The organism is Pseudomonas sp. HLT2-19-2, assembly GCF_054898005.1.
Map to the genome: position 1 here is coordinate 160,644 of NZ_CM142712.1, position 22,587 is coordinate 183,230.

At 54.4% G+C, this 22,587-nt stretch carries 16 protein-coding genes and 2 pseudogenes; 2 read left to right on the plus strand and 16 right to left on the minus strand.

The annotated features are described in order from the left end of the window. Positions 1–322: 322 nt before the first annotated feature. The 11 genes and pseudogenes from ACYZTU_RS00750 to ACYZTU_RS00800 form a co-directional block, all read right to left on the minus strand. On the minus strand, positions 323–634 hold the full coding sequence (locus ACYZTU_RS00750) for a hypothetical protein (protein ID WP_461967319.1): 312 nt from the start codon (positions 632–634) through the stop codon (positions 323–325). Positions 635–790: 156 nt separating this feature from the next. Then, the gene (locus tag ACYZTU_RS00755; protein WP_461967320.1) at positions 791–964 is read right to left on the minus strand and encodes a transposase; all 174 of its coding nucleotides are present in this window, start codon (positions 962–964) and stop codon (positions 791–793) included. A gap of 411 nt (positions 965–1,375) precedes the next feature. Then, on the minus strand, positions 1,376–1,606 hold the full coding sequence (locus tag ACYZTU_RS00760; RefSeq protein WP_461967322.1) for a hypothetical protein: 231 nt from the start codon (positions 1,604–1,606) through the stop codon (positions 1,376–1,378). Continuing rightward, a complete protein-coding gene (locus ACYZTU_RS00765; RefSeq protein WP_461967324.1) occupies positions 1,575–1,886 on the minus strand; it encodes a TNT domain-containing protein in 312 nt (103 codons plus the stop codon). Before ACYZTU_RS00765 ends, ACYZTU_RS00760 begins: the two co-directional genes overlap by 32 nt. 113 nt (positions 1,887–1,999) lie before the next feature. After that, complete coding sequence (locus tag ACYZTU_RS00770; RefSeq protein WP_461964282.1) at positions 2,000–2,977, minus strand: IS5 family transposase; 978 nt, start codon at positions 2,975–2,977, stop codon at positions 2,000–2,002. A 270-nt stretch (positions 2,978–3,247) separates the two neighbouring features. Next, positions 3,248–7,656 (minus strand): annotated as a pseudogene (locus ACYZTU_RS00775) (RHS repeat-associated core domain-containing protein); the annotation flags it as partial. Continuing rightward, entirely contained in the window at positions 7,653–8,438 is a 786-nt protein-coding gene (locus ACYZTU_RS00780) for a DUF4123 domain-containing protein (RefSeq protein ID WP_461967326.1), read from the minus strand. The gene ACYZTU_RS00780 and the pseudogene ACYZTU_RS00775, both read right to left, overlap by 4 nt. Next, entirely contained in the window at positions 8,383–10,425 is a 2,043-nt protein-coding gene (locus ACYZTU_RS00785) for a type VI secretion system Vgr family protein (protein WP_461967327.1), read from the minus strand. The genes ACYZTU_RS00780 and ACYZTU_RS00785 overlap by 56 nt, the downstream gene beginning before the upstream one ends. Positions 10,426–10,555: 130 nt before the next feature. Next, positions 10,556–10,735 (minus strand): annotated as a pseudogene (gene tssD / locus ACYZTU_RS00790) (type VI secretion system tube protein TssD); the annotation flags it as partial. A 59-nt stretch (positions 10,736–10,794) separates the two neighbouring features. Then, entirely contained in the window at positions 10,795–11,889 is a 1,095-nt protein-coding gene (locus ACYZTU_RS00795) for a DUF6708 domain-containing protein (protein WP_461967329.1), read from the minus strand. A gap of 81 nt (positions 11,890–11,970) precedes the next feature. Further along, positions 11,971–12,624, minus strand: coding sequence for a hypothetical protein (locus ACYZTU_RS00800; RefSeq protein WP_461967331.1), 654 nt, complete (start codon positions 12,622–12,624; stop codon positions 11,971–11,973). A gap of 71 nt (positions 12,625–12,695) precedes the next feature. Between ACYZTU_RS00800 and tnpB the strand changes: the two genes are divergently transcribed. Next, positions 12,696–13,055 (plus strand): IS66 family insertion sequence element accessory protein TnpB, encoded by a 360-nt coding sequence (gene tnpB, locus ACYZTU_RS00805; RefSeq protein WP_240050551.1) that lies wholly within the window; start codon positions 12,696–12,698, stop codon positions 13,053–13,055. A 17-nt stretch (positions 13,056–13,072) separates the two neighbouring features. After that, complete coding sequence (gene tnpC / locus ACYZTU_RS00810; RefSeq protein WP_461963652.1) at positions 13,073–14,626, plus strand: IS66 family transposase; 1,554 nt, start codon at positions 13,073–13,075, stop codon at positions 14,624–14,626. A 30-nt stretch (positions 14,627–14,656) separates the two neighbouring features. Here the strand turns inward: tnpC and ACYZTU_RS00815 are convergent, their stop codons facing one another. The 5 genes from ACYZTU_RS00815 to ACYZTU_RS00835 are packed head-to-tail and all read right to left on the minus strand — an operon-like array spanning position 14,657 to position 22,558. Next, positions 14,657–15,145 carry a hypothetical protein gene (locus tag ACYZTU_RS00815; RefSeq protein ID WP_461967332.1) on the minus strand — a complete coding sequence of 163 codons (489 nt, stop codon included), beginning with the start codon at positions 15,143–15,145 and terminating at the stop codon, positions 14,657–14,659. Positions 15,146–15,164: 19 nt separating this feature from the next. Next, positions 15,165–16,265 carry a DUF6708 domain-containing protein gene (locus ACYZTU_RS00820; protein ID WP_461967334.1) on the minus strand — a complete coding sequence of 367 codons (1,101 nt, stop codon included), beginning with the start codon at positions 16,263–16,265 and terminating at the stop codon, positions 15,165–15,167. Next, positions 16,265–19,627 carry a toxin VasX gene (locus tag ACYZTU_RS00825; protein ID WP_461967336.1) on the minus strand — a complete coding sequence of 1,121 codons (3,363 nt, stop codon included), beginning with the start codon at positions 19,625–19,627 and terminating at the stop codon, positions 16,265–16,267. Before ACYZTU_RS00825 ends, ACYZTU_RS00820 begins: the two co-directional genes overlap by 1 nt. Continuing rightward, positions 19,624–20,523 carry a DUF4123 domain-containing protein gene (locus tag ACYZTU_RS00830; protein WP_461967337.1) on the minus strand — a complete coding sequence of 300 codons (900 nt, stop codon included), beginning with the start codon at positions 20,521–20,523 and terminating at the stop codon, positions 19,624–19,626. The genes ACYZTU_RS00825 and ACYZTU_RS00830 overlap by 4 nt, the downstream gene beginning before the upstream one ends. Continuing rightward, complete coding sequence (locus ACYZTU_RS00835) at positions 20,516–22,558, minus strand: type VI secretion system Vgr family protein (protein ID WP_461967339.1); 2,043 nt, start codon at positions 22,556–22,558, stop codon at positions 20,516–20,518. The genes ACYZTU_RS00830 and ACYZTU_RS00835 overlap by 8 nt, the downstream gene beginning before the upstream one ends. Positions 22,559–22,587: the final 29 nt, after the last annotated feature.

Below are 22,587 nucleotides of genomic sequence, written 5' to 3' on the forward strand. Positions count from 1 at the left end.
TCCGTGGGGTGTACGTTCGAGGCTCTTATCATTTTCGTCTGTTCCCTGGTATGCGAGTCGAAGTCTCCGGCTTAACATCAATAGCCTTGAAGTGCTCGTCAGCATTTCTGATCAAGGCCTTTGCATCATCTTTCTTAATTCCGGCTTTACGCAATGCTCTGAAAGCAATTCTGCGTTCGGCTTTATAACTCCCTTCGCCAGCTCGGCATTGAGCTTGTGTTGCTTCGTAATGGGGAGTGCCTTTCTGCGTAGAGGGCCAGGGAGGGGGCAGGTTTATTTCAAGAATGGATAAAAATAAACCTGCTTCAATTTCTTGTTATTTTTATGCTCGAAATTTAACTATAGGTATATTAAGTTTGTCGAGTGATTGGATGAAGTCATTTAGTGTGGGGTTTTTTGACAGCTTTAAAAAGTCTAGTATCCAGAGTGCGTTTAGCTCGATAAATAAAGGTGTCCAGTCGGGGTCGGACGCTTCAGCCTCTGGTAACTCGAATCCCGATAGCCCATGGCCTTTCCCTGCTGAAAACAACAAACATTTATGCTCGTAGGAATACGCAATAAATTTTGGCCAGTCCGAGTCGTGAGGGTTGTCTGACGGAATGTCTTTCTTTGCTAAAATAAAGTAGTCTTTCATTATTTTTCCGGCAGGACCTCAACTTTGTCGAAATGTATAACTCTGCTGTTCGTGTGAATTTGTTGTGCACCACCTTCTCCATATTCTGGATATGCGTCAGCAAATGGCTTCAGCTTGGTTTTATCTTCGTCACCTTTCCAGAATAGCGTTCGAGCGTCAGGCTTGCAGGGCGACACTTTTCTGCGACTGTAGCCGAATCCACTTATGGACGAGGTTCGCGTTGAGACTGTGGCTCAGCGCGACGCTGGTAATCGAAGCGCCGGGCTGGGCACACTCTTGAATTACCTGGGCTTTGAAGGATTTGGAGTAGGAACGGCGTTGTGGCTGCATGAAATACCGCTTAAAAGGCTAGAACTAGTGCCCACTTAAATTTAAGTGCACACCATGTCTTGGCTTTGCGGGGCTGGGTAGATGACTTGGCCGGACGCATACGGCATGCCCGTAGTTACTGGTTTTGGAGATAAGTTACTCTATCTCGGTGCCTGACTTTCTCTCAAAGTCACCCGCATGGGGTAACCGATCGTACTTGTTGTCAGGCATTCAGAGTCTCCGCCTTAATGTAGGTCCAATTTAAAGTGGTTCAATCCGTTCTGGCGCTAAAACGACGCTAAAAGGGGGGCGGATTTATTTTCGTGATTGCGTAGAAAATAAATCCGCCCCCTGTAGTTCTGTTGTTGTTCCCTATTGTTATTTATTGCGGTAATGGATGAACTGATTTTTAGCTGAATGTAGTTGCGAACTCTAAGTGACCTTTTTTAGTAACTCAATTTTTGCATCTGCAAAGCTCGAAAATTCTTTGAGGTCTTCCATTCGTCCTCGCTCAGAATAATAAACGATCCATTTTACACCATCAAAAATAATACAGGTTCGCTCATCCCTGTTAACCCCGATGGAGTAATAACCTTCAGGAACTCCCAGGGTTTTTAATTCTTGAGCCAGCTCATTCAGGCTTGTAGTCTTGATATTTTCCACGGAACAACTCCTTCAGATGTGGCTCATTACCCTGCGTTAGGGTCGCCGGAGAACGGCGCACATTGTCAATTAAGTCTAGGCGGTATTGAATGCCTCCACCCGATTCGCTAAACCATGGAAGAACTTCCCCAGCTTTCACCGTTAGAGGTTTTTGAACTTCATATACATAATAATCATCCCCCAGTGTTCCTGGTTTCAGTGCCCTTTCTGAATATCCGGTTCCCGTAGGAGAAAGGAACGAACCTCTAGGGAAGGTCTGAAGTACCCACCGATTTTTCATGCCCTCACTACTTGAGGCTCAAAAAATCATAAGTCGGCGAAAATCAGACCTTTCTTGTCCTTAATCCACGGTTCTTTCCTCTGATTGCACTGTTTCAGGGCAATTGGCCCGCATTACAGACGCACCTCGCCCATACCCATCAACCGTTTTCGCACCATCCACAAGTTCGACAAAGCGAACAACGTTGTCTGCTGCGCGATGTTTTTCGACAAACCACGAAAGCGCACTTTCGTATAACCAAACTGGCGCTTGATCACGCGAAACGGATGCTCAACCTTGGCCCGCACCTGCGCTTTCGCGTATTCGATCTTGCGTCGCATGCGCCCGATCAGACTCTTTTTTGCGTGCTTTTTATAGCTGCTTGGCCGGGCGGCAATCGACCAGATCATCTTGCGATCCTGATGCTCGGGACGTTTGTCCACGCCGGTGTAACCGGCGTCGCCACACACGTAAGTTTCCTCACCGTGCAGCAACTGATCGACCTGCGTCACGTCCGCCACATTGGCCGCCGTGCCCACCAGGCTATGCACCAAGCCGGATTCGGCATCGACGCCGATGTGCGCTTTCATACCAAAAAAGTACTGATTCCCTTTCTTGGTTTGGTGCATTTCTGGATCGCGTTTACTGTCCTTGTTCTTGGTCGAACTCGGCGCGTGAATGATCGTCGCATCGACCACCGTGCCGTGACGCAACAGCAGGCCACGGTCGCCCAGATAGCCATTGATGACCTGCAAAATCGCGCCTGCCAACTCATGTTTTTCCAACAAGCGGCGGAAGTTGAGGATCGTGGTTTCATCGGGAATCCGATCCAGATTCAAGCCCGCGAACTGGCGCAGAATCGTCGTTTCATACAGTGATTCTTCCATCGCCGGATCGCTGTAGCCGAACCAGTTCTGCATCAAATGAACGCGCAACATGGCCATCAACGGATACGCCGGACGGCCCCCTTCGCCCTTTGGATAATGCGGCTCGATCAAAGTAACCAAGCCCTTCCAGGGCACGACCTGATCCATCTCGTTCAGGAAGCGCTCGCGGCGGGTCTGCTTACGTTTGCCGGCGTACTCGGCATCGGCGAAGGACATCTGTTTCATCGGGACTCAACCGTCGTGTTCGTGTCAGGCGGGTATTTCACCAGATTTGGAAGTCTTCTTCAGAGTTTCCCTAGGTGAGCCAAATCGATCAATCTGAGTTCCCGGTAATAAGGTGAAATCTGCTTCTACTCGGCCAACCGTACCTGGGTATGGAGGCCATTCACGAGCAGTTAGACCGTCTTTAGGGTTGTTAAAATTTGAAGACGCCCGGGCATTGGCACTTTCAGCTACGTTTGACTCAACCCTAGCCCGAATACTCGCTGCATCATTCTCTGGACATTGCCCAGGCACACATTCAAGGCCTAGCGGATCCACCCACCCCGTAGGGTTAGGCACGTACTGGTAGTTGTTCAGCCCACCCGCCAGCTTGATCGGATCCGGCGTCAAATACCGCCCAGTGCCCGGATTGTAGTAGCGATGCCGGTTGTAATGTAAGCCCGTTTCCGCATCAAAGTACTGGCCCTGGAAGCGCAGCGGGTTGTCGATTTCTGCAACGTCGAGGGTGGCTAGGTTGCCGTAGGCACGGTATTTCGCCGACCAAATGATCTCGCCGCTGTAATCGGTGAGTTCCTGCGGAGTGCCGAGGTGGTCGAGTTGGTAGTAGAACGGCGTAGCTTTCAGCGGGCCTTCGCCATCGAGCATCGCCAGCGGGCGGAAGCTGCCGGGCTCGTAGATGTAGCTGCGATAGCGATTGCTCGCGCTTTCGGCGATAAGGCGTTCCCCTTGCCACAGGAATTCTGTGGTATGGGCATCGACAGTTTTGGCGATGCGGCGGCCGAAAGCGTCGTACTTATAGGTGACATTGCTGCCACCGGGAAGGCTGACGCCGATCAAGCGGTGTTGGCAGTCGTAGCGATACTCGGTGACGAGTTTCTGCCCGGTGCCTCGGCGTTCGCGAATCTGATTGCCGTAGGCGTCGTAGTCGTAGTGTCGGTCGCCCTGCATCAACAGACGGTTGCCTTTGACGTTGGCCAGGTTAGCGCTGAGTTGATCACCTTGGCCGAGTAGGTTGCCTGCCGGGTCGTGAGCAAAGCTTTCCGGGGTGATGCCGCGAACGTTGATCAAGCGGTCGAGCGGGTCGTAGTGGTAGCTGCGATTGCCTTTTCGGCTGTCATTGATGCCAGCGAGGTTACCGTTGGCATCGTAGGCGTAGCGACGCTGGAACAGGTTTCGATCTTGCTGGCTAACGCTGTGAGCTTGCAGGCGGCCTTGTTCGTCGTACTGATATTGGCTAAGCAACAGACCTTGTTGGCGCTGCTGTTCGCGACCGGCGCTGAACTGGTGGGTGGTCAGGCGTGAACCGTTGAGGTCGATGCTGCTCAGTTGTCCGCCTCGTTGGTGGCGATAGTCGAGTTTGCTACCGTCGGGTAAGCGACAGTGGCTCAGTTGGCCGAGCTGGTCGTACTCGTAACGCAGGGTTCCCCAACCTTGATGCTCGGTGATCAGGCGGTCTTGCAGGTCGTATTCGTAGGCCAGCGGCCAGTTTCCGTCATCGACGTTCACCAGGCGCCCGAGGGCGTCGTAGCTGTAGTGAATTTCCTCGCCATCGGCCAGGGTTTTCACCAGCAAGCGGCCAGCGGCATCGCGCTGATATCCGGTAATCAGTTCGCTACCGTCATCACCGAACTCGGTTTTCTTCAGCAATTGACCGTTAAGGTCGTATTCGTACGCGGTACGACGACCGTCGAAGCCGGTTTCCTGCTGGATCAGGCCGTTCGGGTAGTAATCGAGGTGGTAGTGCTCGCCACGTTCGTTTTCGATCTCGCTGAGCAGCAGACGTGCGTTGTCGTAGCGATAGCGCAGCTGGCTGCCATCCGGGTTGATGCGGCGGCTGACCAGGTGCAGGTTATCGGCATATTCGTAGCGGGTGACGCGACCTAGTTCATCGCGTTCGGCAGTGACTCGGCCGTATGGGTTGTAAGTGAACGCGCGCGTAGCGCCACCGGGCAGGGTGATTTGCGCGAGCCGGTTGGCAGCATCCCATTGGTATTGGGTGATTGCGCCGCTTTCGTCTTGACGGGTGATCTGTCGGCCCAACGCGTCGTAGCGGTACTTGCGCTGGCCCCCATCCGGTAGTTGTTCTTCGAGCAGTTGGCCAAGGTTGTTCCAACCCAGTTGATGACGGCTGCCGTCAGGGTGGCGGATTTCCAGCAAACGGCCCTGGCGGTTGTAGCTGTAGTGGGTCGAATTGCCGTTCGGGTCGATTTGTTCGGTGATGTCGCCTTGGTCGTTGCGCCAATATATCCACTTCGCCGGGCCACGATTCACCACACGGACGTAGCCGTGGTAATACTCGTAGGAGATCGGGGTGTCTTCCGGTGGAATGACCGCGACCAGTCGGCCGGCTTCGTTGTATTGGTATTCGGTGACGGCGCCGAGTGGATCTTTCTCGGCGATCAGTCGGCCCTTGTCGTCGTAGGCCTTGAGGTGCTCCGCACCGTCCGGATCAACCTTGGCGACCAGGCGAGCCTTATCGTCGTGGGTGTAGACCTCTTCGCTGCCGTCAGCATTGGTAACCGTGACGCTGCCTTTGTCATCCCAGGCGTAATGCGCGTCCATCTGCGAGAAGCTAGCTCAGTGATGGATGCAGCGCGCCGATTTACCTTCTTTTTCCCATTCCCAGTAGAAACTGGCGCCGCCGGCGAGTTGACGCTCAAGAATGACGTTCTGGTCGTTGTAGGCATAACGCTCGGCTTCGCCGGCGGCGTTTTTGGCTTCGATCAGGCGGTGTTGGGCGTCGTAACTGTAGGTGACCAGGGTCTGGATGGTGCTCCAGGCGTCTTCCAGATTGTCAGCCGGGCTGAATTGCTGGTAGTCGATGGCGACGATGTGCTTGCGGTCGTATCGCACGAGGAGGGCACGACCGGCGCCGTTATCGACGCGTTTGATTCGCCCGTGAATGTCACGGGTGATGTGCAGGCGATTGCCGTAGTTGTCGCTGATGGCGATCAGCGTGGCGCCTTTGCTGTTGTAGCGGAAGTGGTAGAACTGGGTGCGTTCTCCGGCCTGGGTGAGGATCAGTTCGGACGGATCGTCACCAAGAAAAATCGCTGCTTCCGACAGGCTGTTGGTGATCGCCGGGCGCTGCACACTCGGCAATGGGAAAGTGGTGATACGGTTCTCGTGGTCGGTCCAGACCACCTCGTCGTCCTTGATCTCCACCCGCTGCGCGAGCGCATGGCTCCAGCCGTAGCCTAGACCACAATCGATTTCTGCGGCGCTGGTGCGGTAGAGGCGAGTCCACTCGAAAGGTAGAAGCCCGTCGAGTTGGCCATCGGTCAATGTTAGTAGCTCTTCACCAGTGACCATGGAACCGGGCAGTTGTTGGTGCAGGTTTTCTTGGCGCAGGTTGTGCTTTTTTCGTCGGGTGTTTTTGACTGGGCCGGAGCGTCGCTGACCTTCTCCTTTGGCTCCAGAACGTAGTGTTTTTCTGCTTTCTTACGAGCAAATACGGAGGCGTTTTTTTCCAGCAAGGTAGGGGTGTCGCTGGTGATCGGAACCGGACCTTTGGCCGTAGCTGCGGTCGCTTGTTCGATTTTCAACGCGGCCTTTTTAGCGGCATTCATCGGTACGCCTTGCGCACTGGCGACAAGAGGTTTCACGGTTTCACCGTGAGCCTTCAAAGCATGTCCCTTACTCACCGCCAAGAGTTTTTCGGCGAGCTCTTCCAGCATTTTGACCGCTGTGCCGGATTTGACTTTGGCCAGGGTTTGAGTGCCGACACGAACCGCTAGCCCGACGCCGCCAGTAAGACAGATCCCCAGCACAACGTTGATCAGGAAGGCAGTGCTGATGGCGGTAATCACTTCCACACAGACTTGCGGCGGCAACATGCCGACCCACGCGACAATCGCCGAGAGATAGATGAACATCAACGGCTCATCGCTGAGAATCAGCAGCCCGGTAGCGATAGCCTCTTTCGACGCTGAATAGAGTTTCTTGACCTCATCTTCGTTCAGGTACTGGGCAAGTTGCTTAGCATATTTGAGGGGATCGGCTAATAGTTCGAACAGGCTTTTGATGTCATCCCATAGGCCTAAAAGCGCTTTCTTGAGGCTATCAAGCGCTGACTTCACCAGCATGACCGAGCGCCCCGTCCGGTCAGCTGCCGCGTAGCTCGCCCATTGCGGCTGGAACTTGCCCGACCACTCGCCTTTCAGCCAGCCGTCAAGATGGCCGATAACGCCCCGATACGAGGCATACAGCGCCTTGACGTTGCTTTCAGAAACGTTCGGGAAAAAAGTGATGCGGTACATCTGACCCGGCTTGCAGCCTTTGATGACTTCAATACCGCTCGGACCGATGGTCGCGGTAATCACCGGACCGACAACGTCGTATCCGCCGAACATGGCTTTTTTTACGGGCTCGAGCTTGACCGGCGTATTGCCAATGGGCACGTACCGCGCGCTTTCAAACATATGGATCAGCGTGAAATCACCCATCAATGGGCAGGTAGCGTAGGTTTCAACCGGTCCTGTCTTGGTCTTACGTTCAGTGACGCTGACTTCGTTGCCCACCTTGAACTTCTGGTCGACATCCATTGCCCAGCCAGTCCAGAAGCTATCGGCCCAAGTCTTGTAGTCGCTCAGGCAACTATTGAAATCCTTGAGAATGACATTCACGTCAGGCGTCTTGGCATCCAGGACTTGAAGGACCAATTTACCGATGGGATCAATCATGACGTGACTTCCTTTGTCAGCTGAGCAGCAAGACGCTCTGCCAAATCTTCTGTATTGGGTTGTTGGCGCACGAAGCGCTCGACCTTGTGGCGCAAGTTATTTTCGGGGAAGGCGAAGAACAGTTCCGGGCAGTCCTCTCCCAGCCACTGCATCAGGTTTTCGACGACGGTGGTGTGGTCTTTCTCTGCCAGCGTGTCGACTAATGCCTGCGGCACTTCCCACCACGGCCACTTCTTCGCCGGTGGCACGCCCCTCGGTCCCACCTCCAGTGTCTGGCCATTGATCAGGTAGCGGTCGAACACTGGCAAAACCTCACCAGCCCCGGCACCGAGTCCTTCAAGGATCGGAAGGATATGGCGTCCATCCCAGAACCGAAAAAACACCTCGGTTCCGTCAGGCATGAACACCTGAGTCAAACTGCGAAGGTGTTCGAACACTACGTCAGGAGTGCTGGTGGACACTGCCAGCCAACCCCAATCCTGGGCATCGGTTTCAGCAATCCACTGAAGAAAACCGGCGTTGGGTTTCAGTTCAGCGAGGTAGGGCATGACGGGCAGCCAGTCGGCGTAAGGCGTGCCGCTCCAGATTGGAATCAGCTCTGGTGCCATGTCTTGCTGGTAGAAGGCTTTGAGCGCCTCGGCATCACTGGCAGCACTAACGACCAAATAAAGCCGTTCACCCACCTGCAACGGCTGCTCAGCCAACCACGTCTGCGGCGTCAATAGATCAGATCGCACAAGCACCTGCCTTGCATTTTTCACACTCTTCACAGAACGGCGCATTACGCTTCAACGTGTTGATCTGCGCCGGGGTCAGCACTGCGCCGGCCTTGTCGGCGTCGGCCTGTTTCAGTGCGCCGGGCATCAGCGGTGCCGCGCCAGTGCCGTTGCCCGGGCTGCCGCCGGAGTTCATGTTGATCACCGGCCCGCTCAGGGTGACGCCGCTGCCGTCGATTTTGATGAAGCTGCCGCCGCCCTTGAGGGTCAGTTCGCTGCCGGCTTCGAGCACGACTTTCATGCCGCTGCTCAGGTGGATTTCCTGGCCGGCTTCGATGAATTGGCTGGTGCCGACCTTGATGTGCTGGTTGACGCCCACGGTGAGGTGGTCGTTGGCGCGGGTTTCGACTTTACGGTCGGCGTAGACGGTGTGGTGTTCTTCGGCTTTGAATTCGCTGTAGCTGTTCTTCTCGACGGTGTCATGGCGTTCGTTGCCGACGCGGATTTTCTGGTCGTGCTCGACGTTCTCGTCCCAGTCGCGCTGGGCGTGCAGGAAGATTTGTTCCTGGCCCTTTTTGTCTTCGATGCGCAGTTCGTTGTAACCACCGCCACCGGGGGAGCTCAGGGTTTTGAAGGTGCTGCGGGTCTTGTTCGCCGGCAGGGCGTACGGGACGACGTTTTCCTTGTGGTACAGGCAGCCGCTGATCAGCGGTTGGTCGGGGTCACCTTCGAGGAAGCTGACCAGCACTTCCATGCCGATCCGCGGAATGGCGATGCCGCCGTAGTGGGCGCCGGCCCAGGCGGAGGAGACGCGCAGCCAGCAGCTGGTTTTGTCATCGGCCTGGCCTTCGCGGTCCCAGTGGAATTGCACTTTGACGCGGCCGTACTGGTCGCAGTGGATTTCTTCACCCTTGGGCCCGGTGACCACGGCGCTCTGGCTGCCGAGGATCCGGGGTTTGGGGTGGTTCAGCGGCGGACGGTTCGGCACGTCCCACGGGGTGGCCTGGAAGCGGTTGCGATAGCCCTGGTGGAAGTCGTCCTTGAGTTTGGTCGTGTTGCTGGTGACCGACTCTTCCAGCACTTGCGGCTGTTTGCCTTCGTGGAGGATTTCGGTCAGCAGCCACAGGTCGTTCCACTTGGCTTTCGGGTGTTGGGTCAGGGCCAGGAAGTGGCCACTGACCAGCAACGGCTGATCGCTTTTGCCTTCGACCAGCTGGAAGTCGCTGCGGTGACGTTCCAGGGCGCGTTTCGCCAAATGCTTGCCGCGTTCGCGGTCGATGAAGCGTCCGGGGTAGTCGTAGTCTTCGAGGTCGGGCAGGGCGTCGCCGCGGTTTTCGCTTTCCAGGGTCAGGCTCGGTTTTTCGAAGTCGTAGTCGCGGCGGGTGGTGCGGCTGGTGCGGGTTTCCAGGCGCAGGTCGAAGCGCTTGATCACTGGGTCGTTGGCGACCATGCCGGAGTCTTGCTGGTAGGCCACGGGCGCGAGTTTCGGGAACACCGTCTGGTCATCGCCGAACACCAGCGTGTGGGCCGTGGCGCTGTGCTGGAAGTGGTAGTGGATACCTTCTTCCTCGCACAGGCGCTGGATGAATTGCAGGTCCGATTCATCGTACTGAACGCAGTAGATGCGTTCCGGATAAATCGCCCCGACTTTGAATTCGTAGGCATTGCTTTGGATGCCGTGCTCTTCGAGGACACTGCCGATGATTTTCGGCACGGTGAGGTTCTGGAAGATGCGTTGGTTGATGCGGTGCGCCAGATAGGACAGCTGCGGGCGCAGGGTCACGGCGTAGCGGGTCAGGCGTTTGCCGGAATCGCCCTGGGCGGCGCGATAGATCTGGCCATGGATGCCGCTGCCGTCGGGCGAGAGCTGCAAGAAGGCCGGTTTGTGCAGCAGGGTCTCGAGGTCCAGGGACGGCTGTTCACTGACCAGCTCCACCTCAAACACAAAAGGTTGGCTGATGGCTTCCCGACCTTGCAGGGATAAGACCTGAAAGTCGCTGGATAGGCCTTCAATGGTCAGGGCAAAGTGAGTCTGATTGGCCGGCGCGAACATCCCTTGTTCCTCGTGCAGTGCTGCGGCGTAAACCAATACCCGATCAAAGGATCAGCAGACGCAAATTCTGGAAAGGCGTAAACAACATCGACCAGCAGAGCTGGCCGATGCGTGAAGCGGTCAGCCGCGATTAAGCGACCGGCTGACGCCAGTCATCGGAACCCGAAGTACCGGATACTTCGTGGGTCCAGGTGATTTTGCGGTAGGTGAATTGCACTTCTTCCAGGTGAGTGAAGTGCGAGTTCGACGGGGCTTGGCAGTTGTGCATTTTGTTGTTGATGGCGACGATGATCGCGTCTTCAAGTTTTGTAAAAGCTCAGACTTGACCTGACGGTTATCGGGCTATTTGATTTTTGGCAATTATATAGCTCAGTTGTTTGTTGATTCTTCTGCCTTGCTTTCGTTTGGGTTTACCTTGAAGTACGTCATAAAATCCTGCCCTAGAGCAAAGGCTTTTTCGATTTTCGAGCTTTGCTCTTTAAGCGCTGGGCTTGGCTTGGCCCATTGTTCAAGCGGAAGAGGTTTGGACCACTCAGCAATGGAATCAGGTAGAGATTTCATGCTGAAACGATGGTCCCATTCTGCTACCCAATACGGAAAACGCCACCAAGTGATCAGGTGTGTCAGATACCACCAACCAACTCCTAAAGCGGAACGTTCGTTGTGCTGGTATTCCTCGTGCATGTCCTGTCGTTCTTGATCGAAAGTGTGGCGACCCTCGTAGGGTGCTTTACCAGGGCAAAACTCCGGTCCTTTTTCCATGTACACACGTATGGCTTCCCATTTGCCTAGTCCATGAAAAGGAGTCATGACCTCCTGTGTAAGAAAGTGCACCGTATCGGCCTTGGGATTATCTATGGCCATGCTAAAGGTGTAGCTACTGATTACGCCTACCCCGGTGAATCCGGTGCTGACTGAGATCCACGCAACCGTGTCTTCCCAAGGCTGGATCACGGGTTCGTCGGAGCCATTCGGGAAGTAACAGACCTCTCGGCGTTGACGGTTAAATCGGATGGGGCGGGCGCGGGCTTTGCTTCTTGTGGTGCTGATAATCGCGTACAGGCCAATCAGCGCTGCTCCCCCTCCACACCAGAGCGCTAGTGATATTCCGAACTCAAAAAAATCGTTGAAGTAAAACCAAAAGCTTCTGCCGAATGGATTTATGAATGCTGCGAAGCCCATCAAGGCTGGGAGAACAAATAGACAAACAATAACTACGACTGTAGGGAGTGACACAGCTAATCGTGCTTGGAAAGACTTGGTGAGATTGCTGCTACCCAAGTCCAGGTAGGTGTCGTTGACTTCAACAAAACTTCCGCCGAGATCCATTGGGATTTGCCCGGTAGGAACAGGTAGAGGTGAAAGGAACAATGCTTCGCCAGTGGGGAAGCGACGAGTTTCCCCAGCGACGGGGCGCAGCTGTCGAATATCGAACTCGTCGTACTGCGGAGGGGTAGGTGTCATGCAGGATAACCATAAAGTGCATCTCCGGCATGAGGTAGTCGATTATATTTATGCATCAAGGACGCGACTCATCGTTTCCATTCAATTATTTATCGATTCTTCTGTCTTGATTTCATTTAGGTTCGCCTTGAAGTAGGTCATGAAATCTTGTCCCTGAGCAAAAACCTTTTCGATCTTGGCGCTTTGCTCTTTCAAGGCTTGGCTCGGCTTGGCCCACTGCTCAGTCGGTAGAGATTTTGACCACTCAGCAATGGAATCAGGTAGAGATTTCATACTGAAACGATGGTCCCATTCAGCAACCCAGTACGGGAAGCGCCACCAGGTGATCAGGTGTGTCAGGTACCACCAGCCAACCCCGAAAGCGGAACGTTCGTTGTGTTGGTGCTCCTCATGCATGTCTTGTCGTTCTTTATCGAAGGTGCCACGGCCTTCGTATGGTGCTTTGCCAGGGCAGAACTCTGGACCTTTTTCCATATAGACACGTATGGCTTCCCACTTACCCAAGCCATGAGCAGGAGTCATCACGGCTTGTCTCACAAAATGCACTACGTCAGCTTTGGAATCGTCGAACGCCATACCAAAGGTATAGGCGCTTGTCACTCCCACTCCAGTAACACCTGTACTGATTGAGAGCCAAGATACTGTCTCTTCCCATGGTTGAATGACGGGGACGTCAGAACCTTCGGGGAAGAAACAGACTTCACGACGTTGGCGGTTGAATCGTAACCGCTCCATAAACCCCACATTCAAAGCCAGCAGTTGATCCCCGAAGCTGTACTCCGATTTCTCTCTGGAGCCAGCACGTCATGATGCGACCCGACGCTAAAGTCGAAAAAGTGTACCTCTATCCCAAGGCCGTGGACTTCCGAAAATCCATCGACGGCCTGGCCGCTCTGGTCGAGCTGGATATCAAAGTCGCGGTGTTCGACCCGGTGCTTTTCGTCTTTCTGAATCGCCACCGTAATCGAGTGAAAATCCTTTACTGGGAGCGCAACGGCTTCTGCCTTTGGCTCAAGCGCCTGGAATCCGAACGTTTCAAAACATCCCCCGACGCTACCGATGAAGCCATCGTATTAACTGTTCAGGAATTGAACTGGTTGCTCGACGGTTTTGACCTGTGGCGCAATCGCCCTCATCAGGTTTTGACTCCAAGATTCGTCGCCTGACGGGTATAATCCGGGGCATGATTTCGATGCCCGAACACCTTCCTGATGACCCAGAACTTCTCAAGCAAATGCTGCTTGATGCGTTCGACGCGCTCGCTCGCCAGCAGGAAGTGGGTCAGGCTTACGAAACGCATATTGTTGACCTGAAAGAACAGATCAAGTTGTTACGCGACCGTTTGTTCGGTCGTAAATCCGAGCAAACAGTCGAGCCCAACACGCCGCAACTGGCCTTATTCAACGAACCCGAAAGCGAACCAATGCCCGTCGTCGGCGATGCCGATGAGGAAGTCGTTGCTCCAGTTCCGCGCCGTGGCAAGCGCAAGCCACTATCGGCTGATCTGCCGCGTATAGAAGTCATCCACGAACTGCCCGAACACGAACTGACCTGTGCCTGCGGTTGCCGCAAGCATGTGATCAGTGAAGAAACCAGCGAGCAGCTGGACATCGCGCCAATGCAGATCCGGGTGATCAAACACATCCGCAAAGTCTACGGTTGCCGCGGTTGTGAAACGGCTCCGGTCACCGCTGACAAGCCCGCTCAATTGATCGAAAAGAGCATGGCCAGTCCGAGCGTGTTGGCGATGCTGTTGACCACCAAGTATGTCGATGGCTTGCCGCTGCATCGTTTCGAGACGGTGTTGAGTCGACACGGTGTAGAGATCCCGCGTCAGACCCTCGCCCGCTGGATTATCCAGTGCGGCGAGCACCTCCAGCCGCTGCTGAATTTGATGCGCGACCGGTTGCTGGAAAGCCCGGTCATCCACTGCGATGAAACCCGCGTCCAGGTACTGAAGGAACCGGATCGAGACCCGACCAGCCAATCCTGGATGTGGGTGCAGGCCAGCGGGCCACCCGATCGAAAAGTCGTGCTGTTCGACTACACCTCCAGCCGTGCGCAGGACGTACCGTTGCGCCTGCTGGAAAGTTATCGCGGCTATGTCATGACCGACGATTACGCGGGATATAACGCGTTGGCGTTGCAACCGGGTGTGGAACGTCTGGCGTGCATGGCCCATGCACGGCGCAAGTTCGTCGATGCGCAAAAAGTGCAGCCCAAGGGCAAGACGGGACGTGCCGATATCGCGCTGACGATGATCAACAAGCTGTACGGCATCGAGCGTGAACTCAAGGATGTCAGCGATGAACAGCGTTTTATTAATCGTCAGGAAAAGAGCCTGCCGATCCTAGCCCAGTTGAAAAGCTGGCTGGATAAAACGCAGTCGCAGGTGACGCCGCAAAGTGCGCTTGGCAAGGCCGTTAATTATCTGGCCAGCAACTGGAGCCGGCTGGAGCGCTACGTGGAGGCTGGCTTTTTACCGATTGACAACAACCCGGCAGAGCGCGCAATAAAGCCGTTTGTGATCGGTCGCAAGGCTTGGCTGTTCAGCGATACGCCCAAAGGCGCGACTGCCAGCGCCCAGATCTACAGCCTGGTCGAAACCGCGAAGGTCAACGGCCAAGAGCCCTATACATGGCTGCGCCACGTACTGGAGCGACTGCCGCATGCGCAGTCAGTAACCGACTATGAAGCATTGCTGCCGTGGAACTGCTCACCGGAAATGCCACGGTAAACGGGAAGCGCATCTGACGGTAGGTGTGCTTCATGGATCGCATACGTTGAATCGAATAGGACGGGTGCGCGACTTCGCTCTGGTAGTGCTCAAAATAACGTAAGTACCCAGGAGCGCAGCTATTCCTCCTCCCCAAATACTAAAAGTCACACCGAAACGGAACATGCCTGCCGCTCTGTCCCAAAAGGACTCGGAAAAAGGATTTCCCCAGGTCGTAGTTCCTGCAAGCAAAGGCAGAACAATCAGGCATGAAAAAATGAACATCATACCGAGCCCAATCATTGCCCTGGATTGGAAAGCCTTGCCGAAATTACTACTGCCTACGTCAAGGAATGTGTCATTAACCTCAACAAAGCTTCCGCCAAAATCCATGGGGATTTGCCCGGTGGGCACCGGCAGTGGCGACAAAAATAGAGCCTCTCCAGTGGTAAAACGACGAGTTTCACCAACGATAGGTCGTTGCTTTTGTATATCGAACTCGTCGTACTGCGGAGAGGTAGGTGTCACGCAGAAAGCCATAAAGTTTGTTCAGTTCTATTCAATTATTTGTTGATTCTTCTGCCTTGGTTTCGTTTAGGTTGGCCTTAAAGTACGCCATGAAATCCTGTCCTTGAGTAAAGGCCTTTTCCATCTTCATGGTTTGCTCTTTCAGAGCGGCGCTTGGTTTGGCCCATTGTTCAGAAGGCAAAGGTTTGGACCATTCGGCAATGGATGCAGGTAGAGATTTCATGCTGAAACGGTGGTCCCATTCTGCTACCCAGTACGGAAAGCGCCACAAAGTGATTGCATGAGAAAAATACCACCAGCCAACGCTCAGAGCGGAACGCTCGTTGTGTTGGTACTCCTCGTGCATATTTGCACGTTCTTGATCGAAAGTATGGCGACCCTCGTAAGGTGCTTTATTCGGGCAGTATTGCGGTCCCTTTTCCATGTAGAGGCGGATCGCTTCCCACTTGCCCAAACCATGAGTTGGGGTCATTACACCTTGGTTTACAAAATGCACGGTATCGGCTTTAAGATCGTCGAAAGCCATGCCGAATGTATAAGTGCTCATGACGCCTACACCGGTAACACCAGTGCTGACCGAGAGCCAGGACACCATCCCTTCCCATGGCTGAATCACAGGCTCATCAGACCCGTCCGCGAAAAAACAGACCTCACGGCGTTGCCTGTTGAAGCGTATAGGGCGGGCTTGAGATTTTTTTCTTGTCGTGCTTATGACGACGTACAAACCAAGGGTCGCGAACGCTGTTCCTCCCCATCCTGAAATATATAAACCCGACTCAAAGAACTCGCTGAAATACCAAGAGAAATCACGGCCAAATGGATTGTTGAAGGTCGAAAAGCCCATGATCGTCGGTAAAACTAATAGACAGGCAATTATAAAACCCATACAAAGGCCGATCATCGCTCTTGCCTGAAATGCCTTGCCAAAGTTGGTGCTACCTACATCGAGATAGGTCTCATTGACCTCGATGAAGCTACCCCCCAGATCCATTGGAGTGCTACCCGTAGGTACGGGAAGTGGAGAAAAGAAAACAGCCTCTCCAGTCGCAAAACTACGAGTTTCACCGGATGCAGGTCTTTTTTTGCTCAGTCCAAGCATATCGTCGCGAGGTGATTGGTTCTGTAAAGGCATCAAATTTTACCGAGGCGTTGGGTGGAGCCAGGCACGTTGAGAAGATCAGTAGTCACGAGCAATGATGGCGCACTGGCATTGCGGACGCGTAGCGCGGGAATAGAAGGAATCGTTTTTTCTTTCCCTGCATTAAGTGTCATGGTCTGAAAGTATTTCTCTCGGATTGCGCTATTTCCAGCGAGAGGATGATAGCGCAGTTTAATAGCTAACCCGTGCATCGCATTAGCTTCGTGTTGAAAAATCTCAAGACCCATTTTAAGTGGTGCGTCGGGAGTGCTGAGAAGATTTAGTTGATATGCCATCGGCTCGGTCCATGGTTCCCAATTGTAATGGGGTGAGTTATTGAGCCAGTATGCCTCTAGTTCGAAACTTACGTGGTCTAACTCACTAGTCGTGATGCCCGGAATACTAATCACAGCCATTGGTTGGCCATTAATATTTTTTAAGCCTACTTGAGGTGCCGCAGTAATGTCTGCCAATTGCAGGCGATCCTCTTCCAGTGGGCGCTGCAGACTTTTTTTACCCCATGCACCTTGCTGTAACCATTTGTCCAATTCTGACTTGTTGTAATGGTTGTAGATCCACTCACCGCCGAGCTGCAAAATAGTGAGTCCAAGTCCGATCAAATTTGCGCGAGCTGCCACGCTTAGGACTCTGCCACCTGCTGTTGCCCACGCAACTGCTCTCGCTTCGCTGACTTTTGAAGCGGCCTCGTACATGTATTGGCCGGTACGAACCGTTGCCCAGCCATTAACTGCAAGTTGTCCAGAATCTCCAACAAGTGTCATAGAAGCACCAGCCAGTTTGCCTCCGTCACCTGATCTTAACGCTTCTGTCCATTTGACAACTGAACCTTTCTCTCCATACAAGCTAGTTGCTGCGGCTGACGCTCCAAATCCATACGCGGCTAACCCCAATCCACCTGTGAGTCTGCCAAAACGCGCCGCCAATTTGATTTTTCCGGCCGCACTTGAGTAATTACGTTGCGCTGCTGTTAAGGTCGTTATCGATATCCCTTGAGCCGCAGCAAATATCCCGCCTAGCATCGAGAAAAATGAGTTGGTTACTGCTAGCTTGTCAGAAAAATCAGCATCTTTTTTTCGAGAGAACTCCGACTGTACAGTTAGAAAGCTCATGATTTGAACTACCATAACCGCAGACGCAAAAATATCTCCACCTGCCGATTTGAATATATCTTTTCCAAGACCTTTCAATTTGTCTGGGCGGTTCAATCGATAGTCTTCTGCCATACGATGGAACTCGACCTCTTGTGCGCTGGTCAGGCCCTTAATCTTTAATCCGACTTTGCTGGGCCCTTCACCAACGAGCCTCATAGCGGAAGCAATGCTTGCTTCCAGAGGAGGTAGCATCTGCTGAATGGATTTACGTTGTGCAATCAATGCACGATGACTGCCTTTAGGTGCTTTACCTTTACGCTCATTCGCCAGCATCTGCCTGATTTCGTTTTTTAGCGAAGCCATTTTCTTACGAATCTCGCTGGCTTTTTCTGAATCGGCTTTGTACGCTCGAGCTTGTTCCGCCGACGCGAACTCCAAGGTCATCCCTTCTTTGCCGAAGGTTCTTAATACGTCAATCCACGCGGCTCCGGGAATATGGCGTAGAACTTTCGCTGGATCAATGGGCTGGCCACTGCGCACGCTTTGCATGGCCTCTTCAAGGGCGTTCGCTAATCGAAGTTGTTTGGCAGGTTCGTATACAGTACTTCTTGTTTGGTCGAAAGTTATGCCATCTTCGCTGAGGTTCATTGCTGCAGGAAGGTCTTGATTCAATAGTTTTTTGAACTCGACACTAAGATCCTTTATTCCCTTGTAGTCACCAGTGGAAAGAGGGATGTCGCGTACGGTTTTTACAATCGAACTCATCTTCGCGTAAAAATCTTTTTGATCTGTAAGGCTCAGAGTGAAGAATGTAGGTACTGTAAAGCCGGGTTGTTTTTCGATTAGCTCTGCGATCGCGTCAGTCGCCTTGTCTGTTCGGCAAATATCTTTCAAGCATGCATATTCAGTGGCTAGAGATGTTTCTATCTGATTAGATAGCTTAGAGTCGAAATACCAGGCGGAGCGATGGAAGCGTTTTTCGCTTGTTAATTTGACTCGGTCATCTGTGATCAAGTCCAACCGCCTGTTCCAGCGGCTGAGTTGAGTTCGTTGCTGTTTCAGGAAGGCTTCCATAGCGGGACGATCAATTAGGTCATTGATACCGTCTTGCCCCATTTTTGCGCCATCTAACGCGTCATCTGCATTGTCGTCAATGGAATCGATCAAGTCTTCGTACTTAGCGTACAAAGCCCCAAGGCTTGTGCGCATACGCAACTTTGAAGCTGCGACAGCACCACGCTGTGTGCCCGCACCTGAGTAATGAGTTTGGTTTTTGATGTTGACGTAATCGACGATGGATTGTCGCTGTTCTTCGGTGGTTTCGTCCTTGAGTTCGGCAAAACGCGGATCGCCTTGAGCGGCTTTAAGGATCGAATCGCCGGTTACCCTATATAGCGACTCGATATAACAGCCAAACACATACTTCTTTTGATTCGCCTCAGCGTCACTCCAGTCACTGATCCAGCCAGTGACCAAATCCTGATGCTCGGCGAGATCGCGCAGCACGCCCAAGTCATCCTGTATGACCACATACAGATGGTCACGCTCGTTTTCTGCCTTGACCTGTTTTTTCAGCGCGCCCAGCTGAGTCTTTTTGAAGTGCGACGCTTGCTCCCAGAGATAGTCTTTGCTTTCCTCAGGCTTGGCACCTGTAACCGCCGGCTCTTTACTCGGCTGCTCCGCAACCTCCGCAATCCATTTTTCCGCCTGACTTGGCGTCAACAGATTAGCCGCACCTTTCTCCGGATCAACCTTGGTCAGGTCCACTGCCTGCATGAAGTATTCACGCTCGGATTTGTGCTTGATGACCTGCGTGCATTTGGCGGCGGTCCATTGCACTTCGGAGTAGTTGACGTAAAGCTTGCTTAAACGTGGGAAGACCAGCACGGCTTCGCCCACGTTGCTTTCGCGTTTGTTGGCGGTGATCTCACCTTTTTCCCAAAGTAATTGGGTCACGATGCCGTCCCGAATACGGTATTCGTGCATAACGGCTTGAGGTTTCTTGTCGACGATGACGTAGAGCCAGCCATCGCGGATCAAGCGGATTCCCAGAGGGCGTGAGGTGGTTTTGTACGGCATGGCCAGTGCACTGGATGGGTCGAGTCTTTCGACCAGGCCGTAACGGAGAGGGATGAGCTGGATTTTGGCCTTCATCAGCGAGCAGCCGCCCAGGGCACACTTGCCGTCGTCCCGGCTTTTTGCAACGTTGTTCGGGCTTTTGCCGGTCGATGTGGGCGTTGTCATCCTTGGCTCCTTAGCAGGGTTTCACCCCGTTCCTGGGCAATATCAGCGACCCGTTCGAGTCGCTGAGCGGGCGTTTGTTCCGATGGTGTTTTAAGTATCGCATCCAGGTCCGGATGTTCTTCCAGCGCTCGCTCACCGAGAAACCCGTGAATGTTGGCGTAGAGGGTGATGTCGAGCTCGGTGTTGAAGCCTCGATCATATGAAGTCGAAGCCAATGTATGCAGATGTTCCCAGCGCTGCAGAGGCGTCGCTTGTGCCTGATAGGACGGAAAATATTCGTGCATGTGCTGGTCAAGTCGCAGGACGATGCTGCGGAAGTTCACTTCATCCAGTTGGCTGAGTTGCTCGTCGCTCAAGCGGTAGCGTTTGCTGTGGTTCGGCTCGAGGGCTTTGCCGGGGCGCTGGTTGATGTGCCAGCAGCCCAGCGCCGCGTCGGCGGTGACGATCTGCGAGCACGGGCCGAACAGGGTAGGGTCCTTGATGCTCTCGGCGTGGCTGAGCAGCGCGTGGGCCACGGCGGGGTCGGCGACGCGCAACAGGACTTCTTCACCCTGAGGGGGCATGATGCTGGTCAGCCAGCGGAAGTGGTCGACCATGTGTTCCCATGGTTGATCGCTGAACACGAGGTAGCCCCATTCTTGGCGAGGCTCAGCCAGAAACTTTGCCAGGATGGGATTGTTCTGCGCTTTTATCTGAACCAGACACGGCGAAACGTCACCCAGTTCAGCCCACGGGGTACCGAGGTAGAGTGGCTCGAAAACCGGATTATCCGACCATTGATAAAGGTGTTGAGGCAGTTTCTCGACGCTGACACCATCCAGTAGCAAACCGACGGTGCCATTCCACGGCAGGCCTTGAGGCAACCCATTTTCCAGCGGCCACTCGGACTTAAGCATTTTGCGCCTCCAGTTTGGCCTTCTCGCAGATCGCGCAGATTGGCTTCTTTTGCATCAGCGCTTGCCGCTGTGCGGGCACTAACAATTGCCCGGCCTTATCCGCATCCGCCTGCTTCAACGGTCCGGGCAACAACGGCGCCGCCCCCGTCCCGCTACCCGGCCCACCACCCGAGTTCATATTGATCACCGGCCCGCTCAGGGTTACGCCGCTGCCGTCGATCTTGATGAAGCTGCCGCCACCCTTGAGGGTCAGTTCGCTGCCGGCTTCGAGCACGACTTTCATGCCGCTACTCAGGTGGATTTCCTGGCCGGCTTTGATGAATTGGCCGGTGCCGACTTTGATGTGCTGGTTCACGCCTACGGTGAGGTGGTCGTTGGCGCGGGTTTCGACTTTGCGGTCGGCGTAGACGGTGTGGTGTTCTTCGGCCTTGAATTCGCTGTAGCTGTTTTTCTCGACGGTGTCATGGCGTTCGTTGCCGACGCGGATTTTCTGGTCGTGCTCGACGTTCTCGTCCCAGTCGCGCTGGGCGTGCAGGAAGATCTGTTCCTGGCCTTTCTTGTCTTCGATGCGCAGCTCGTTGAAGCCAGCGCCGCCCGGCGAGCTCAGGGTTTTGAAGGTGCTGCGGGTTTTGTTTGCCGGCAGGGCGTACGGGACGACGTTTTCCTTGTGGTACAGGCAGCCGCTGATCAGCGGTTGGTCGGGGTCACCTTCGAGGAAGCTGACCAGCACTTCCATGCCGATCCGCGGAATGGCGATGCCGCCGTAGTGGGCGCCGGCCCAGGCGGAGGAGACGCGCAGCCAGCAGCTGGTTTTGTCATCGGCCTGGCCTTCGCGGTCCCAGTGGAATTGCACTTTGACGCGACCGTACTGGTCGCAGTGGATCTCTTCGCCCTTGGGTCCGGTGACCACGGCGCTCTGGCTGCCGAGGATCCGTGGTTTGGGGTGGTTCAGCGGTGGACGGTTCGGTACGTCCCACGGGGTGGCCTGGAAACGATTGCGATAGCCCTGGTGGAAGTCGTCCTTCAACGCCGTGGTGTTGCTGGTGACCGACTCTTCCAACACTTGCGGCTGTTTGCCTTCGTGGAGGATTTCAGTCAGCAGCCACAGGTCGTTCCATTTGGCTTTCGGGTGTTGGGTCAGGGCCAGGAAGTGGCCGCTGACCAGCAACGGCTGATCGCTTTTGCCTTCGACCAGCTGGAAGTCGCTGCGGTGACGTTCCAGGGCGCGTTTGGCCAAATGCTTGCCGCGTTCGCGGTCGATGAAACGGCCGGGGTAGTCGTAGTCTTCGAGGTCGGGCAGGGCGTCGCCGCGGTTTTCGCTTTCCAGGGTCAGGCGCGGTTTTTCGAAGTCGTAGTCGCGGCGGGTGGTGCGGCTGGTGCGGGTTTCCAGGCGCAGGTCGAAGCGCTTGATCACCGGGTCGTTGGCGACCATGCCGGAGTCTTGCTGGTAAGCCACGGGCGCGAGTTTCGGGAACACCGTCTGGTCATCGCCGAACACCAGCGTGTGGGCCGTGGCGCTGTGCTGGAAGTGGTAGTGGATACCTTCTTCCTCGCACAGGCGCTGGATGAATTGCAGGTCCGATTCATCGTACTGAACGCAGTAGATGCGCTCGGGATAAATCGCCCCGACTTTGAATTCGTAGGCATTGCTTTGTATGCCGTGCTCTTCGAGGACCATGCCGATGATTTTCGGCACGGTGAGGTTCTGGAAGATGCGTTGGTTGATGCGGTGCGCCAGATAGGACAGCTGCGGGCGCAGGGTCACGGCGTAGCGGGTCAGGCGTTTGCCGGAATCGCCCTGGGCGGCGCGATAGATCTGGCCATGGATGCCGCTGCCGTCGGGCGAGAGCTGCAAGAAGGCCGGTTTGTGCAGCAGGGTCTCGAGGTCCAGGGACGGCTGTTCACTGACCAGCTCCACCTCAAACACAAAAGGTTGGCTGATGGCTTCCCGACCTTGCAGGGAAAGGACCTGGAGATCGTTGTCCAGACCTTCGATAGTCAGGGCAAAGTGAGTCTGATTGGCCGGCGCGAACATCCCTTGTTCCTCGTGCAGTGCTGCGGCGT

Coding starts and splice junctions, on each gene's coding strand:
- ACYZTU_RS00755 (WP_461967320.1), bottom strand. CDS start 964: ATGCAGCCACAACGCCGTTCCTACTCCAAATCCTTCAAAGCCCAGGTA.
- ACYZTU_RS00780 (WP_461967326.1), bottom strand. CDS start 8,438: ATGCGCCGTTCTGTGAAGAGTGTGAAAAATGCAAGGCAGGTGCTTGTG.
- ACYZTU_RS00825 (WP_461967336.1), bottom strand. CDS start 19,627: ATGACAACGCCCACATCGACCGGCAAAAGCCCGAACAACGTTGCAAAA.
- ACYZTU_RS00770 (WP_461964282.1), bottom strand. CDS start 2,977: ATGAAACAGATGTCCTTCGCCGATGCCGAGTACGCCGGCAAACGTAAG.
- ACYZTU_RS00795 (WP_461967329.1), bottom strand. CDS start 11,889: ATGACACCTACCCCTCCGCAGTACGACGAGTTCGATATTCGACAGCTG.
- ACYZTU_RS00765 (WP_461967324.1), bottom strand. CDS start 1,886: ATGAAAAATCGGTGGGTACTTCAGACCTTCCCTAGAGGTTCGTTCCTT.
- tnpB (WP_240050551.1), top strand. CDS start 12,696: ATGATGCGACCCGACGCTAAAGTCGAAAAAGTGTACCTCTATCCCAAG.
- ACYZTU_RS00820 (WP_461967334.1), bottom strand. CDS start 16,265: ATGCCTTTACAGAACCAATCACCTCGCGACGATATGCTTGGACTGAGC.
- ACYZTU_RS00830 (WP_461967337.1), bottom strand. CDS start 20,523: ATGCTTAAGTCCGAGTGGCCGCTGGAAAATGGGTTGCCTCAAGGCCTG.
- ACYZTU_RS00785 (WP_461967327.1), bottom strand. CDS start 10,425: ATGTTCGCGCCGGCCAATCAGACTCACTTTGCCCTGACCATTGAAGGC.
- ACYZTU_RS00750 (WP_461967319.1), bottom strand. CDS start 634: ATGAAAGACTACTTTATTTTAGCAAAGAAAGACATTCCGTCAGACAAC.
- tnpC (WP_461963652.1), top strand. CDS start 13,073: ATGATTTCGATGCCCGAACACCTTCCTGATGACCCAGAACTTCTCAAG.
- ACYZTU_RS00835 (WP_461967339.1), bottom strand. CDS start 22,558: ATGTTCGCGCCGGCCAATCAGACTCACTTTGCCCTGACTATCGAAGGT.
- ACYZTU_RS00815 (WP_461967332.1), bottom strand. CDS start 15,145: ATGGCTTTCTGCGTGACACCTACCTCTCCGCAGTACGACGAGTTCGAT.
- ACYZTU_RS00800 (WP_461967331.1), bottom strand. CDS start 12,624: ATGGAGCGGTTACGATTCAACCGCCAACGTCGTGAAGTCTGTTTCTTC.